The following is a 14258-nucleotide window of genomic DNA, read 5'->3' on the forward strand; positions in this document are numbered from 1 at the left end:
TTTTCGTTTCAATTGTTTAATATGAGCGCCGCGCGCCTTGACACTCAATTTTGACGCAACTATGGTGCGCCGCGGTTTCAAGGGGAAGGGCCGCACGCCCTTCACCGAAGCCGGGGTTTTGCGCCATGTCCGGACCTGACGATGCCTCCCATGGGAGGAAGCAAGGACCAGGCGGGGCGGAGGGCTCCCGGCCCAGTGACACCGAGCTTTCCGCAAGGCTCGAAAAGCTCAACTCATCGTTGGGCCAGGTTCGCTCGAAGACCGAGACAGCCGCTCCGAAGGGGCGGGACACCTCGGCCTCATCGGGGGCCGCGCTCGCCTTCCGGCTGGGCGCGGAATTTGTGTCAGGCGTACTGGTGGGCGCGCTCATCGGCTATGGCCTCGACCGGCTTTTCTCGATCGCGCCCTGGGGCATGATCGTTTTCACGCTGTTCGGCTTTGCCGCCGGTGTGACCAATATGCTGCGGGCCTCCGGCGAAGGCCGGAACCGTGGCAAGACCGGGACCTGACGAGCGCCAATCCTTCAAGGATTTCAAGGCGCGGTGGGGCCGGATGATTTGTTCGCGGCGAAATGCCGCCTTTTGTTTGCGGCCGGATCCGTTCATGCGGCCCGTGCCGGTTGGGCAATTTGACGATCGTTCCGGTCGTCTCGTCTATTTGGCCGTCGCGGCTTCTCGCCGTGATCTTTGGTTCCAGCGGCTTGGCCGCATTGGCAGGGGGCGCGTTCGGATGACCGTCGATCCGATCCACCAGTTCGAGATCAAGCGCTACGTGGACCTGCTGAATTTCGGCGGCGTGCAGTTCTCTTTCACGAACGCCGCGCTGTTCATGTTCGGCATCGTAGCCATCATCTTCTTCTTCCTCACTTACGCCACCCGCGGCCGCACCCTGGTGCCGGGCCGGGCCCAGTCGGCGGCAGAGATGAGCTACGAGTTCATCGCCAAGATGGTGCGCGATTCGGCCGGCTCGGAAGGCATGGTGTTCTTCCCGCTGGTGTTCTCGCTGTTCACTTTCGTGCTGGTGGCGAACGTGGTGGGGCTCATTCCCTATACCTTCACGGTCACAGCCCATCTCATCGTCACCGCCGCCATGGCGCTGCTGGTGATCGGCACGGTCATCGTCTACGGCTTCATGCGCCACGGCACCCACTTCCTGCACCTGTTCGTGCCGTCGGGCGTGCCGGCCTTCCTGCTGCCGTTCCTGGTGATCATCGAGGTGGTGTCCTTCCTCTCGCGTCCCATCAGCCTGTCGCTGCGTCTGTTCGCCAACATGCTGGCGGGCCATATCGCCCTGAAGGTGTTCGCCTTCTTTGTGGTGGGCCTGGCCTCGGCGGGCGTGGTCGGCTGGTTCGGCGCGACACTGCCCTTCTTCATGATCGTGGCGCTCTACGCCCTCGAGCTTCTGGTGGCGATGCTGCAGGCCTACGTCTTCGCGGTGCTCACCTCGATCTACCTCAACGACGCGATCCACCCCGGTCACTGACCGGGCGGCGCATCTTCGATCCCTAAATCCAAAACATTCTCAAGGAGCAGTCCCATGGATCCCGCAGCTGGAAAGTTCATCGGTGCCGGTCTCGCCTGCCTCGGTATGGGTCTCGCCGCCGTCGGCGTCGGTAACATCTTCGGCAACTTCCTTGCCGGCGCCCTGCGCAACCCGTCGGCCGCCGACGGCCAGTTCGCCCGCGCGTTCATCGGCGCGGCGCTCGCGGAAGGTCTCGGCATCTTCGCGCTCGTCGTCGCCCTCGTCCTCCTGTTCGTGGCCTGATCGCCCGGACGAACGAGGTTCCCGGGCGGTTCCGCCCGGGTGCCGTGATGCTTAAGGTCAGGTGCGAAGGCGGGCAAACCATGATGAAGTCGTGGAAAATGACTGTCGCGCTGGCGATGACGGGTGCGGCCCTCTGGGGCGCTCCCCTCTTTGCGGCGAGCGATCACCCTTCCGCTCCGGCGGCCGTGGTGGCGCAGGCGGCCCCGCCGGTCGGAACCGCAGGCCAGGGCACCCATGAGGCGGCCCCGGCGGCGGCCCACGGTGCTGCCGCGGGCCATGCGGAAGACGGGCATGGCAAGAAGAGCCACTTCCCGCCCTTCGATGCCACCACTTTTGCCTCGCAGCTGCTCTGGCTCGTCCTGAGCTTCGGCCTCCTCTACCTCCTGATGAGCCGCGTGGCCCTGCCGCGCATCGGCCGCATCCTGGAGGAGCGCCACGACCGCATCGCCGACGACCTCGAGGAAGCGGCGAAGCACAAGGCCGAGAGCGAGGCCGCCCAGGCCTCCTACGAGAAGGCCCTTGCCGAGGCTCGCGCCAAGGCCAATTCCATCGCCGGCGAAACCCGCAACCGGCTCGCCGCCGATTCCGAAGCCAACCGCAAGTCGCTCGAAGCCGGGCTCGCCGCCAAGCTTGCGACCGCGGAACAGAGCATCGCCTCCACCAAGACCGAAGCCCTCACCCATGTGCGGGGCATCGCGGTGGACGCCACCCACGCCATCGTCTCGACCCTCATCGGCACCAGCCCTGCGCAGGCCGACGTGGAAAAGGCCGTGGACGGGGCGCTCGTCAAGAAGGACGCGGCCTGATCGGGCCGCACTTCGGCCGCGCCATCGCGCGGCCGTTCGAATTCTCCGCCGCGGCATAATCCGCGGTTGTTGCCCCGCCGCTCCGGTGGACCAGCACGTAAGGGGCATTGCCCCGCAGATGCGGCCCTATGGCCGCCGACGGATCTGAGGACCCTGCGATGAACGAGATGAGTCTGGCCGAGCTTTGGGTCGCCGTCGCCTTTCTGCTCTTCGTCGGCATCCTGATTTATGTGGGCGCCCATCGCACCATCGCTTCCGCCCTCGACAGCCGCGGCCAGCGCATCGCCGCCGAGCTTGAGGAGGCCCGCCGCCTCAAGGAAGAGGCCCAGAAGCTGGTGGCTGAATTCAAGCGCAAGCAGCGCGAGGCCGAGGCCGAGGCCGAATCCATCGTCACCGCCGCCAAGGCGGAAGCCGAGCGCCTCGCCTCCGAGGCCAAGGCCAAGCTTGAGGATTTCGTCACCCGCCGCACCAAGATGGCGGAAGACAAGATCGCCCAGGCCGAGCTTCAGGCCGTGGCCGACGTGAAGGCCATCGCCGCCGACGCCGCCGCCAGGGCCGCCGAGGTCCTTTTGGGCTCCGCCGCGCGCGGCGATGTGGGCGATCGCCTCATCTCCAACGCCATCGGCGAAGTGAAGACCAAGCTGAACTGAGCGCCTCAGGGTCTCTTTTGAGCTGACATGCGGGCCGCCTTCGGGCGGCCCTTTTCGTTTGGGCCCCTCGCCGTCCCGCCAAACCGCCCGGACGCGCCAAGCCCTGCTGGCGCGTCCTCGGCTGGCAGAGCCAGTTCCATGAGGCACGGGCTCCACAGAGTTCAAGTCCACAGCGCCCCGATCCACAGAGGCTGAATCCACGGGATCCAAGTCCACGAGATCCAAGTCCACGGGATCCAAGTCCAAAAGGCGCCAATCCACCAGCCCCCAAGGCATGAGTACCCAAGGCACGAGTAGCCAAGCCACGAGTTCCGCCGAATCCTGGTCCGGCGGCCCCCTGTCGGGTCTGCCCCGCTCCACTAATGTGCCCGCGTCGCCGCCTGCGGGCCTGAGGAACACGCCACCCTTTCAGCACGTGCTTTGCGCGCTCCCGCAGGCCGGACCCCCGCCCTGACTGCTGCACCGCGCCTTGAAACCGACGCCGGGCTGGTCCATTGCTAGCGCATGTGCCGTCAGGTTCAGATCGCATCCATTGGCCAGCCGGCATGGCGGCCGGAGTCCCGATGCCGCCGCAGCGGCTCGCACACGGCCGCTCGCCTGTCCGGATGCCCCGGCCCGCTGCGCGCCGGCCTCGCCGTTCTGGTCGCGCTCTTCACCCTTGGGCTTGCCCTGGCGTGGGACGCCGGGCGGCCGGCCTCTGCACAGGCCGATTTCTTCTCTTTCCTGCGCCCCCCGGGCTCGGTTCCGCAGGCCGCCCCCCGGCCGCAACGGCCCAGCCAGAACTCGGGCTGGTGGCCGTTCCAGCCCCAGCCCCAGTATGAACAGCCCCAGCAGCTCCCGCAGCAGCAGCCCAAGCGGCCCCCCACCCCCGCCGAGCCGGAAGGCGTCGTCTACGGCTCCGCTGACGCTGCCGTTCAGGGCAAGCGCGCCGCGCCCAACCAGTTCGTGCTGGTGATCGGCGACCGCCTCGCCACCCAGCTCGCCCAAGGCCTCGCCGATTCCTACGCGCCTGACCGCGCCCGCATCGCCGTCATCGACAACACCGCCGACGACAGCGGCTATCTGCCCGCGCCGGTGGACTGGATCGCCCGCGCGCCGGACGCCATCGCCGCCGCGCGCCCCTCGGTGACCGTGGTGGCGCTCGGGTCCGAGGATCTCCAGCCCATCAAGGACGGCGACGCCTTGGTCCAGCCCCTCACCGAGCGCTGGCTGGAACTCTACGGCAAGCGCGTCGACGAGGTGCTGACCGCTTTGCGCGACAAGGCCGGGCGGGTGATCGTCACCGGCCTCGCACCGGTGGCGAACACGTCGCTCTCCGACGATTACGCCAAGCTCAACGAACTGCTGCGCACCCGCGCGGCACGGGCGGGCCTCACCTTCGCCAATGTGTGGGACGGCTTCGTGGACGAGGACGGCAAGTATCTCGCCAACGGCCCGGCGGTGGACGGCCAGCGTCGCCGCCTGCGCTTCAATGATGGTGTTCGCTTCACCCGCGCCGGCGGGCGCAAGCTCGCCTTCTTCGTGCAGAAGGACATCAACCGCATGCTGGAGGAATCGGGCAAGTCCCAGCCCGCGGTCGACGCCACCAGCCCCGCCAGCACGCGCCCTGCCGCCCTCGCCGGCCCGCCGGCCCCCGCGAAGGGCGCGGACCCCATCGCCGTGTCGGCCAGCGCCAAGGCGGCCTCCCGGGTGCTGAAGGAGGGCATCGCCCCCACCCCGGTGCGCGGCCGGGCCGATGATTTCACCTGGCCCCCACCAGGCAGCGAGCCCGCTGCCGCCCCCGCGCGATAGGTTCGCTGGCCGGCACGAGATCCGGGCGCTCCGGCGCGCCCGTCCAAGGTCGCATGCCGGAGCCCGGCCGAACCCCTTTTCAAAGCACAGGCGTCGCTTTACCGATTCGGTACGATAAGGTGCGGCAAGACCCGCATCGATGTGCGAAGGGAGTCCCCATGGGTGCCGAAGCTGGAGCCGCCATTGCCATCCGCCCGCGCCGCAGCGTGCTCTACATGCCGGGCTCCAATGCCCGCGCGCTGGAAAAGGCCCGCACCCTGCCCGCCGACGCGGTGATCCTGGACCTTGAGGACGCGGTGGCGCCCGACGCCAAGGCGGAAGCCCGCGCCCGCATCGTGGACACGGTGAAGGCCGGCGGCTTCGGCCCGCGCGAGGTGGTGATCCGCATCAACGGCCTCGACACGCCGTGGGGCTCGGACGACCTGGAAGCCGCCGCCGGCGCCGCGCCCGACGCCATCCTGGTGCCCAAGGTGCAGACCGTGGAACAACTGGTCACGGTGGGCCGCCGGCTGGAGGCGCTGAAGGTGCCGCAGACCACGCGGGTCTGGGCCATGATCGAGACGCCCCTCGCCATACTCGACATCAAGGCCATCGCCCAGGCGGCTCAGGACCCGCTGACGCGGCTCACGGTGTTCGTGCTCGGCACCAATGACCTCGCCAAGGAGACGCGGGCGGCCCTGGTACCCGGCCGAGCGCCCATGGTGGGCTGGCTGAGCCTGGTGGTGGCCGCAGCAAGGGTCTATGGGGTGGACGTGCTCGACGGGGTGTGGAACCAGTTCCAGGACCTCGACGGCTTCAAGGCCGAATCCGCCCAGGCGGTGGAATTCGGCATGGATGGCAAGACCTTGATCCATCCGAGCCAGATCGAGCCCTGCAACATCGCCTTCTCGCCGCCCGAGGCGGAGGTGGCCCGCGCCCGCGCCATCATCGCCGCCTTCGCGCTGCCGGAGAATGCAGGCAAGGGCGTCATCACCCTCGACGGGCGCATGGTGGAGCTGCTGCACGCCGAGATGGCCAAGCGCACGGTGGCCCTCGCCGACGCCATCGCCGCCCGCGCCTGAGGCCAACAGCACGAGGTCCGAGCATCATGTCCCAGCCCGCCACGGCCCCGTTCCGCATTGTCATGCTCGCCTATCCGCGCATGACCCAGCTCGACCTCACCGGCCCGTTCGAGGTGTTCGCGCGCCTGCCCGGCGCGCGGCTGGAGATCGTGGCCGAGAGCTGCAGGCGGCCGGTGGTGGATGTGGCGGGCCTCGCCATCACGGCCAATTCCACCTTTAACGAGGTCGCCGGCTGCGAACTGCTGTTCGTCCCCGGCGGCCCCGGCCAGCTGGAGTTGATGGATCACGGGCCGACGCTTGATTTCCTGCGCCGCATGGCGGTTCAGGCGCGCTACGTCACCTCGGTTTGCACCGGCTCGCTGATTCTCGGTGCCGCCGGGCTGCTCACCGGCTATCGCGCCACCAGCCACTGGCTGTCGCTGGACCAGTTGGCCCTGCTCGGCGCCATTCCGGTGGAAGAGCGGGTGGTGGTGGATCGCAATCGCTTCACCGGAGCGGGTGTCTCCTCCGGCATCGACCTGGCGCTGGCTCTGGCCGCCGAGATCGCCGGCGAGGACGAGGCGCGTCGCATCGCCCTCGCCATCGAATACCAGCCGGCGCCCGCCTTCCCGCCCCGCGACAAGGAGGACCCCCGCCTCGTCGCCGAGGTGCGCGAAAACACCCGCGCCTTCCAGGAGAAACGCGTGGAAGCCGCCCGCCGCGCCGGCGCACGGCTCTGACGCGCCCCGCCCTTCGTCCCAGGACAAGACCCATGAAGCTCTACCGCTACCTCACCGGCCCCGACGATGCGGCCTTCTGCAAGCGTGTCTCCGCCGCCCTGAACAAAGGCTGGCAACTTCACGGCGCTCCGACCCTGACCTTCGATACGGTGCAGGGCCGCGTCATCTGCGGCCAGGCCATCATCAAGGAGGTGGAGGGCGAGTGGTCCGACGACGTGGTGCTGTCCGAGCACTGATGGGCTGATGCATTGGCGCGCGGGCGTGCGCACTCGGGCTCGCCCCCAGGGAGGGGAGCCTCGGCCCGCGCCCGCCCCGGACCTCGAGGTCAGGCAGCTTCCACCGCCAGCCCGTGGGCGGGGATGAGCACCACGGCCACGTCCACCTCGTCGCCCGCCTGCCTGAACTCCTGCTTCACCGCTTCGGTGAGCCGGGCGACGACGGCCCGCGTCTTCGCAACCGTCCAGTCGGCCTCGAAGCCGAGGTGCAGTTCCACGAACATCTTTCCGCCGAACTGCCGGGTGCGGATGTCCCCGAGTTCGTCGAAATCGTCGAAATGGCTGGTGAGCACCTTGAGGATGCGCAGTTGCCCCGCCTCGTCGATGGCCTGGTCGAGCAGCGAGGCCACCGAATTCGAGAGCATGGCGAAGATGTTGTAGATCATGAAGCCGATGACCACGAACGACGCAGCCGGATCGAGATAATACATCCAGGTGACGTCGTTGAAGATCGACAGCACCACCGTGACGACAAACACCGAGCCCGAGGCGGTAGCCGAGACCAGATGCACCCGTGCCTGCGCCGCCAGCACCGGCGAGCGCGTCTCATGGGCGAGGCGCGTGGCCTTGCGGTTCAAGATCGCGTTGCCGATCACCGCTGCGGCGGTCACGAACAGGCCCAGTTCCGCCCCGCTCACCCCTTCGGGATGGATGATGCGCATGATGGCATTGGAGCCGGCGATGAAGACCAGCACGGTCTGCAGCAGGGCGATCATCAGCTCGGCGAGGTTTTCCAGCTTGCCGAGGCCGTAGGCATATTTGCCCGAATGGGAATTGTGGGCGATCCGCAGCACCAGCCAGCAGGCGGTGAGTGCGGTGAGGTCGAAGGACGTCGCCAACAGGTCGGTCAGGATCGCCGCCGAATTGGTGAGCGTCGCAGCGAGAATGTAGAAGGGAAACAGGCAGGCCGTGAAGATCATGGCCTGGAACGACAATTTCTGGCTCGCCGAACCCGACACCCTTGCCCCCTTTGTCGAATGGCGGCGCCGCCCACAGCGCCTTACCCCCATGAGGACCATCACGCGGGCCGCGTCAAGCGCTCGGCGCCGACCACGATCGGCTCGGCTGTTGCGTCGCACCGCGCCGCTCTGCAACATGGCGGGACACGGGGGGATGAAGATGAGCAAGACCAACCGGGGCAATTTCTTCGAGGACTTCAGCGTCGGCCAGGTGATCCGCCACGCGACGCCGCGCACCGTCACGGTCGGCGACGTGAGCCTTTACAGCGCTCTTTATGGCACCCGCTTCGCCGTACAGTCGGCCGACAGCTTCGCGCAGGCCATCGGCTATCCGCGCGCCCCGGTCGACGACCTGCTGGTCTTCCACGTGGTGTTCGGTAAGACGGTGCCAGACATCTCCCTGAACGCGGTGGCCAATCTCGGTTATGCCGGCGGACGCTTCCTCGCCCCGGTCTATCCCGGCGACACCCTCACCGCCGTGTCGGAAGTGATCGGCCTCAGGGAAAATTCCAACGGCCAGAGCGGCGTCGTCTATGTGCGCTCGGTGGGCTTCAACCAGGACGGCACCGAGGTGCTGGACTATGTGCGCTGGGTGATGGTGCGCAAGGCCGACACCTCCCGCCCCGCCCCCGAGACCGTGGTGCCCAAGCTGCCGGCGGCGCTGGCCCCCGACGCTTTGGGCGGCGCCGTGCCGCTGCTCGACATCGAGGGATGGCGCAACGACCTCGCCGGCTCGGAGGCGCGCTTCGCCGATTATCAGGTGGGCGAGCGCATCGACCATGTGGACGGCATGACGGTGGAGGAGGCGGAGCACATGATCGCCACCCGCCTCTACCAGAACACCGCGAAGGTGCATTTCAACCAGTTCACCGAGGGCCAGGGCCGGTTTGGCCGGCGGCTGATCTATGGCGGGCACGTCATCTCGATCGCCCGCGCGCTGTCCTTCAACGGTCTCGCCAACGTGTTCCACGTGGCCGCCATCAACGGCGGGCGCCATGTGGCGCCGCTGTTCGCGGGCCTCACCGTGCACGCCTGGACCGAGGTGCTCGACGCCCAGCCCCTGCCAGGCCGCGAGGACGTGGGCGCGCTGCGCCTGCGCACCATCGCCACCAAGGACCGCCTTACCGGCGACTTCCCCGCCAAGGTCGCCACCGAGACCGGCGAGGACTATGACCCGAGCGTGATCCTCGACCTCGACTACTGGGCGCTGATCCCGCGCTGATCTGCGGACGCCGCCGGGCGCACCACGGCGTCCGTGCGGTTCCCCCGCAGCGGGGACTGCGGCGGCAATGGCACCGCGACCGGCCGCGACGGGGCGGCAACCGCCCCGGGCCGCGACGCAGGAGTGACCGCGCCAAGGCGCGGCGGGACTGCGCCGGTGCCGCCGAAAGCGGACATGAAGCGCCAGATCTCCTCACCCGAATCCACGTCGCGGCCGCGCAGGCCGAGGAAGGGCGTGGCGAGGTCCGGCTTGGTGTCCACCCGCGCCGGCGGCTGGTGGCCACCGCGTTCGATGCTGATCAGTTCCACCGCCGACCCGTCGCGGCAATTGTCCCAGCGCCGCAGCGTCGCGGCGGTGACGTCGGTCAGGTCGAGATGGGGCAGCTCGCGCTGGGTCGAGGCGCCGCACCCGTTGATGCGGGCGAACAGGCGCGCGCTCTCGGGCGCCGACAGGGTCGCCCCCACCGGGGTCCAGAAGCCGGAATAGGCGATGACGGAATCCGCCGTGCCGTGGATGAACTGGATGGGGACCGGCCGGTCGGGCTTGCACTCCTCGCGATAATTCGCCGGCGCCGTGGCCATGATGGACGAATAGGCGGCGAACAGCTCGGCATGTTCGCAGGCCATGCGCTGCACCATGAAGCCGCCGTTGGAAATGCCGGTGAGATAGATGCGCGCCGGATCGGCGATGCCCTGCTCCGCCAGGCTGCGGGCGAGCGCCACCAGGAAGGCCACGTCGTCGCCGGGCCTCAGCACCATCTTGAGGCGCATGGCGGCGGGCCGGCCGTCGTTCCACACCCGGCCCTCGCCTTCCGGATACACCGCGACGAAGCCGTGGGCCGCGGCCGCCGCATCAAGCCCGAAATAGGCGCGGAAACTCTCCGGCGTCTGCGCCGCGCCATGGAGCGCGATCACCACGGGCACCGGCCCGCTGACGCCCTCGGGCGTGACCACCACATAGCGCCGGTCCTCGCCGTTCACCGAAAGCCGCAGGTCCCGCACGCCATCCGCCACCGCGGGGGGAATCGTGAACACCGCCCCGAACAGCGCAAGAACACCCATGATCTGGCAGATCCCGTGCCGGACGCGACCTTGGCGCGATTGACGCTGGGTCAAGGTCGAGCGACCGCCCGCCGGGGGGCGCGGCGGGGCCGCGGCAGAACAGGACATGAGCGAAGAAGCCATTCACGAAAAAGAGGAATCAGCAGCGGGACCGAACCTGATGCCTAGGCCTGAGCCATGCCCGGAAAATGCGGCAGGCGGGGGGCGGGTCTGTGGCCGCCGCGCCACACTTCTGCCCCGATAGGCTCAGAATTGACATAAATCAAACTTTTGGAGGATCGGCGGAGTGAAGTGTTGCCCTATGGTTTGTTGAATCAAGTTCGCGGGAGCGGGGCAATGAAGAAGTTCGGTCTGGGTGCTATTCTTGCGGCGGGCATCGCCGCCTTTTCGGTTGGCGGCGCGTCTGCTGCGGACCTGTCGACGCCGGCCTACAAGGCGGCCCCGGTGGTCGAGGCGCCCCTCAGCCCCTGGCAGATCCGCGTTCGCGGCCTCTATGTGATGCCGGAAAACGGCGGCTCGGTGAACGGCATCCTCGGCTCCGACCTCACCTATTCCGACGCGGTGGTGCCTGAACTCGACATCACCTATTACTTCACCAAGAACATCGCGGCCGAACTCATCCTCGGCGTCACCCCGCACGACATCAACGGCTCGGGCACCATCTCCAGCCTCGGCCAGGTGGGCAAGGTGTGGCTGCTGCCGCCGACCCTCACCCTGCAGTACCACTTCACCGACTTCGGGCCCTTCAAGCCCTATATCGGTGCCGGCGTGAACTACACCGTGTTCTTCAGCCAGGACGCCACCAACCCGGCGTTCGCCAGCGTCGACGTGCATGACACCTGGGGCCTCGCGCTCCAGGCCGGCTTCGACTGGATGATCGACCGTCACTGGGGCATCAACGTCGACGTGAAGAAGCTCTTCCTGGAGCCCACCTTCACCCTGCAGACCGTCGGCGGCAGCTACCTCACCGGCGGCGCCGACCTGAACCCCTGGATCTTCGGTACGGGCATCACCTACCGCTTCTGATCGGTCCTTTCAGACCTGACCTTAAGAACAGCGCCGGTCCTCCGGCGCTGTTTTTTTTTCGCCCGCTGCCGGGCCCGTCCTGAGCCCGGACCGTTGGCAGCGCAGCAATCCGCCGCGACGCGAACGCGGCATGCAACGATCATCCAATTGCGGTACGCGACGTATCCGGTTTTAAAGCCCCGCCAAGGTGCTTTGGAATCGTTGCGAAGTGACGACGATTGAGATACCTGATCGGTCGATTTTTTGGAGGAGGCCCCATGGCCGACAGCCCTCAGCGTATTGATCGCCCCCTTTCGCCCCACCTACAGATCTACCGTCCGCTGTTCACGATGGTGATGTCCATTGTGCATCGCATCACCGGCGTCGGGCTCTATTTCGGGACCGTGATCCTGGTCTGGTGGCTGCTCGCCGCCGCCGCCTCCCCCTCGGCCTTCGAGAGCTTCCGCTCGGTAGCGGGCTCGCCCATCGGGCTCATCGTGCTGTTCGGCTACACCTGGGCGCTGCTGCACCACGCCCTCGGCGGCGTGCGCCACTTCATCTGGGATTTCATCCATGGCTTCGGCCCGCAGGAGCGCGTGCTCCTCGCCAAGGCCAGCCTGGCCGCCTCTGTGGCGCTGACCGTGATCCTCTGGGTCGTCGGCCTGGCCGTGAAGGGCTGAGGAGGATCACATGAGCACCACCCCGTCCTCAGGACACACCCCCATGCGCACGGCCCTCGGCCGCGTACGAGGCCTGGGCTCCGCCCACTCCGGAACCGACCACTTCTTCAAGCAGCGCGTCACCGGCCTCGCCAACCTGATCCTGATGATCGCCTTCATCGCGATCGTCATCAGCCTCGCCGGCTCCAGCTACGCGGCGACGCGCGCCACCCTCGGCAGCCCGTTCGTGGCAGTGGTTCTCCTGCTGACGCTGCTTTCGGTCACCACGCACATGCGCATCGGCATGCAGGTGGTGATCGAGGACTACATTCACACCGAGTCCCTCAAGGTGCTGCTCATCGTGGCCAACACCTTCTTCAGCATCGCCATTGCCCTCGCCGGCGCCTTCGCCGTGCTCAAGATCAGCATGGGAGGCTGACATGGCCGACACCGCAACCAACGGGACCGCCGCGCCCGGCTTCAACGGCTCTGCCTACCCCATCGAGGACCACACCTACGACGTGCTCGTGGTGGGCGCCGGCGGCGCCGGCCTGCGCGCCGTGGTAGGCTGCTCGGAAGCCGGCCTGCGCACCGCCTGCATCACCAAGGTGTTCCCCACCCGCTCCCACACGGTGGCCGCCCAGGGCGGCGTCGCCGCCTCCCTCGCCAACATGGGCGAGGACAAGTGGGAATGGCACATGTACGACACCGTGAAGGGGTCGGACTGGCTGGGCGACCAGGACGCCATCGAATACATGGTGCGCAACGCGCCGGCCGCCGTCTACGAGCTGGAGCACTGGGGCGTGCCCTTCTCCCGCACCGAGGACGGCAAGATCTACCAGCGTCCGTTCGGCGGCATGACCACCCACTACGGCAAGGGCACCGCCCAGCGCACCTGCGCCGCGGCGGACCGCACCGGCCATGCCATGCTGCATACGCTCTATGGCGCCGCGCTGAAGCACCACGCCGAATTCTTCGTCGAATATTTCGCCATCGACCTCATCATGGATGAGGACGGCCGCTGCCGGGGCGTCATCGCCATCAAGCTCGACGACGGCACCATCCACCGCTTCCGCGCGCACCTCACCGTGCTCGCCACCGGCGGCTATGGCCGCGCCTACTTCTCCGCCACCTCCGCCCATACCTGCACCGGCGACGGCGGCGGAATGGTGCTGCGCGCCGGCCTGCCGCTGCAGGACATGGAATTCGTGCAGTTCCATCCCACCGGCATCTACGGCTCGGGCTGCCTCATCACCGAGGGCGCCCGTGGCGAGGGCGGCTACCTGACCAATTCCGAGGGCGAGCGCTTCATGGAGCGCTACGCCCCCTCGGCCAAGGACCTTGCCTCCCGGGACGTGGTCTCCCGCTCCATGACCATGGAGATCCGCGAGGGCCGCGGCGTCGGCAAGAACAAGGACCACATCTTCCTGCACCTCGACCACCTGGACCCCGCCATCCTCCACGAGCGCCTGCCCGGCATCTCGGAGAGCGCGAAGATCTTCGCTGGCGTGGACCTGACGCGTGAGCCGATCCCGGTGATCCCGACCGTGCACTACAACATGGGCGGCATCCCGACGAACTATTACGGCGAGGTGCTGGACAAGCGGAAGGGCGATCCCGACACCGTGGTGCCGGGCCTGATGGCCATCGGCGAGGCCGCCTGCGTCTCGGTGCACGGCGCCAACCGCCTCGGCTCCAATTCGCTCATCGACCTCGTGGTGTTCGGCCGCGCGGCCGGCCTGCGCGCCGCCGAGCTGGTGAAGCCCGGCGAGAAGCACCGCGAACTGCCGGTCGGCAGCGCGGACCTCGCGCTCTCCCGCCTTGACGCGGCCCGTTACGCCTCCGGCGGCACGCCCACTGCCGAGCTGCGGCTCGCCATGCAGAAGGTGATGCAGAGCAACTGCGCCGTCTTCCGCACCGGCGAGGTGCTGGAGGAAGGCTGCAAGCTGATCCACGACGTCTACAAGGGCGCCAGCGACATCGGCGTCACCGACCGTTCGCTGGTGTGGAATTCGGACCTGGTGGAAACGCTGGAGTTCGAAAACCTCATCGCCCAGGCCATCGTCACCATGGAGGGCGCCAACGCCCGCCAGGAAAGCCGTGGCGGCCACGCGCGCGAGGACTTCCCGGACCGCGACGACGTGAACTGGATGAAGCACACGCTTGCCTACTTCGATACCGCATCCGGCGATGTGCGGCTCGAGGACCGGCCGGTGCACACCTACACGCTGTCCAACGACATCCAGTACATCGAGCCCAAAAAGCGCGTGTACTGATCGTGTCATC

General features: G+C 67.8%; 16 protein-coding genes. 14 read left to right on the top strand and 2 right to left on the bottom strand.

The genetic code is table 11. The features are described from left to right. Positions 1-125 precede the first annotated feature (125 nt). The 9 genes from FBQ73_RS23440 (at position 126) to FBQ73_RS21585 (ending at position 7027) form a co-directional block, all read left to right on the top strand. Entirely contained in the window at positions 126-509 is a 384-nt protein-coding gene (locus FBQ73_RS23440; protein ID WP_138401532.1) for an AtpZ/AtpI family protein, read from the top strand. Positions 510-729: 220 nt separating this feature from the next. After that, positions 730-1482 (top strand): F0F1 ATP synthase subunit A, encoded by a 753-nt coding sequence (locus tag FBQ73_RS21550; protein WP_138401533.1) that lies wholly within the window; start codon positions 730-732, stop codon positions 1480-1482. A 54-nt stretch (positions 1483-1536) separates the two neighbouring features. Beyond that, positions 1537-1764, top strand: a complete 228-nt coding sequence (locus tag FBQ73_RS21555; protein WP_138401534.1) for a F0F1 ATP synthase subunit C — start codon at positions 1537-1539, stop codon at positions 1762-1764. Between the two features lie 185 nt (positions 1765-1949). Beyond that, positions 1950-2570: a F0F1 ATP synthase subunit B gene (locus tag FBQ73_RS21560; RefSeq protein ID WP_138401578.1), complete on the top strand. Its 621-nt coding sequence runs from the start codon at positions 1950-1952 to the stop codon at positions 2568-2570. A 158-nt stretch (positions 2571-2728) separates the two neighbouring features. Next, a complete protein-coding gene (locus FBQ73_RS21565; RefSeq protein WP_210236857.1) occupies positions 2729-3220 on the top strand; it encodes a F0F1 ATP synthase subunit B family protein in 492 nt (163 codons plus the stop codon). Between the two features lie 504 nt (positions 3221-3724). Further along, positions 3725-5011 (top strand): SGNH/GDSL hydrolase family protein, encoded by a 1287-nt coding sequence (locus FBQ73_RS21570; RefSeq protein ID WP_138401535.1) that lies wholly within the window; start codon positions 3725-3727, stop codon positions 5009-5011. A gap of 158 nt (positions 5012-5169) precedes the next feature. Beyond that, a complete protein-coding gene (locus FBQ73_RS21575; protein WP_012113997.1) occupies positions 5170-6072 on the top strand; it encodes an HpcH/HpaI aldolase/citrate lyase family protein in 903 nt (300 codons plus the stop codon). A gap of 26 nt (positions 6073-6098) precedes the next feature. Then, on the top strand, positions 6099-6791 hold the full coding sequence (locus FBQ73_RS21580) for a DJ-1/PfpI family protein (protein ID WP_138401536.1): 693 nt from the start codon (positions 6099-6101) through the stop codon (positions 6789-6791). 32 nt (positions 6792-6823) lie between these two features. Continuing rightward, positions 6824-7027 carry a DUF1737 domain-containing protein gene (locus tag FBQ73_RS21585; protein ID WP_138401537.1) on the top strand — a complete coding sequence of 68 codons (204 nt, stop codon included), beginning with the start codon at positions 6824-6826 and terminating at the stop codon, positions 7025-7027. An 89-nt stretch (positions 7028-7116) separates the two neighbouring features. Here FBQ73_RS21585 and FBQ73_RS21590 read toward each other — a convergent pair whose 3' ends face one another. Continuing rightward, on the bottom strand, positions 7117-8025 hold the full coding sequence (locus FBQ73_RS21590) for a cation diffusion facilitator family transporter (RefSeq protein ID WP_170219004.1): 909 nt from the start codon (positions 8023-8025) through the stop codon (positions 7117-7119). A 160-nt stretch (positions 8026-8185) separates the two neighbouring features. Here FBQ73_RS21590 and FBQ73_RS21595 point away from each other — a divergent pair, with 160 nt between their 5' ends. Next, entirely contained in the window at positions 8186-9247 is a 1062-nt protein-coding gene (locus tag FBQ73_RS21595; RefSeq protein ID WP_138401539.1) for a MaoC family dehydratase, read from the top strand. Here the strand turns inward: FBQ73_RS21595 and FBQ73_RS21600 are convergent. Further along, positions 9223-10308, bottom strand: a complete 1086-nt coding sequence (locus tag FBQ73_RS21600; RefSeq protein WP_170219005.1) for an alpha/beta hydrolase family esterase — start codon at positions 10306-10308, stop codon at positions 9223-9225. The genes FBQ73_RS21595 and FBQ73_RS21600 overlap by 25 nt on opposite strands. 336 nt (positions 10309-10644) lie before the next feature. On the opposite strand from FBQ73_RS21600, the gene FBQ73_RS21605 reads away from it, so the two are divergent. From FBQ73_RS21605 to sdhA, 4 genes are all read left to right on the top strand, one after another. Beyond that, complete coding sequence (locus FBQ73_RS21605; protein WP_170219006.1) at positions 10645-11334, top strand: OmpW/AlkL family protein; 690 nt, start codon at positions 10645-10647, stop codon at positions 11332-11334. A gap of 257 nt (positions 11335-11591) precedes the next feature. Further along, positions 11592-11993 carry a succinate dehydrogenase, cytochrome b556 subunit gene (sdhC, locus tag FBQ73_RS21610; protein ID WP_138401541.1) on the top strand — a complete coding sequence of 134 codons (402 nt, stop codon included), beginning with the start codon at positions 11592-11594 and terminating at the stop codon, positions 11991-11993. A 10-nt stretch (positions 11994-12003) separates the two neighbouring features. Further along, on the top strand, positions 12004-12411 hold the full coding sequence (gene sdhD / locus FBQ73_RS21615; protein WP_138401542.1) for a succinate dehydrogenase, hydrophobic membrane anchor protein: 408 nt from the start codon (positions 12004-12006) through the stop codon (positions 12409-12411). A 1-nt stretch (position 12412) separates the two neighbouring features. Beyond that, positions 12413-14248 carry a succinate dehydrogenase flavoprotein subunit gene (sdhA, locus tag FBQ73_RS21620; RefSeq protein ID WP_138401543.1) on the top strand — a complete coding sequence of 612 codons (1836 nt, stop codon included), beginning with the start codon at positions 12413-12415 and terminating at the stop codon, positions 14246-14248. Positions 14249-14258: the final 10 nt, after the last annotated feature.

This window comes from Xanthobacter autotrophicus, assembly GCF_005871085.1.
In the GTDB taxonomy this organism is placed as follows: domain Bacteria; phylum Pseudomonadota; class Alphaproteobacteria; order Rhizobiales; family Xanthobacteraceae; genus Xanthobacter; species Xanthobacter autotrophicus.

Bases quoted from the DNA above. Each gene is read 5' to 3' on its own strand.
- FBQ73_RS23440 (WP_138401532.1), top strand. From the start codon at position 126: ATGTCCGGACCTGACGATGCCTCCCATGGGAGGAAGCAAGGACCAGGC.
- FBQ73_RS21550 (WP_138401533.1), top strand. From the start codon at position 730: ATGACCGTCGATCCGATCCACCAGTTCGAGATCAAGCGCTACGTGGAC.
- FBQ73_RS21555 (WP_138401534.1), top strand. From the start codon at position 1,537: ATGGATCCCGCAGCTGGAAAGTTCATCGGTGCCGGTCTCGCCTGCCTC.
- FBQ73_RS21565 (WP_210236857.1), top strand. From the start codon at position 2,729: ATGAACGAGATGAGTCTGGCCGAGCTTTGGGTCGCCGTCGCCTTTCTG.
- FBQ73_RS21570 (WP_138401535.1), top strand. From the start codon at position 3,725: ATGTGCCGTCAGGTTCAGATCGCATCCATTGGCCAGCCGGCATGGCGG.
- FBQ73_RS21575 (WP_012113997.1), top strand. From the start codon at position 5,170: ATGGGTGCCGAAGCTGGAGCCGCCATTGCCATCCGCCCGCGCCGCAGC.
- FBQ73_RS21580 (WP_138401536.1), top strand. From the start codon at position 6,099: ATGTCCCAGCCCGCCACGGCCCCGTTCCGCATTGTCATGCTCGCCTAT.
- FBQ73_RS21585 (WP_138401537.1), top strand. From the start codon at position 6,824: ATGAAGCTCTACCGCTACCTCACCGGCCCCGACGATGCGGCCTTCTGC.
- FBQ73_RS21595 (WP_138401539.1), top strand. From the start codon at position 8,186: ATGAGCAAGACCAACCGGGGCAATTTCTTCGAGGACTTCAGCGTCGGC.
- FBQ73_RS21600 (WP_170219005.1), bottom strand. From the start codon at position 10,308: ATGGGTGTTCTTGCGCTGTTCGGGGCGGTGTTCACGATTCCCCCCGCG.
- FBQ73_RS21605 (WP_170219006.1), top strand. From the start codon at position 10,645: ATGAAGAAGTTCGGTCTGGGTGCTATTCTTGCGGCGGGCATCGCCGCC.
- sdhC (WP_138401541.1), top strand. From the start codon at position 11,592: ATGGCCGACAGCCCTCAGCGTATTGATCGCCCCCTTTCGCCCCACCTA.
- sdhD (WP_138401542.1), top strand. From the start codon at position 12,004: ATGAGCACCACCCCGTCCTCAGGACACACCCCCATGCGCACGGCCCTC.
- sdhA (WP_138401543.1), top strand. From the start codon at position 12,413: ATGGCCGACACCGCAACCAACGGGACCGCCGCGCCCGGCTTCAACGGC.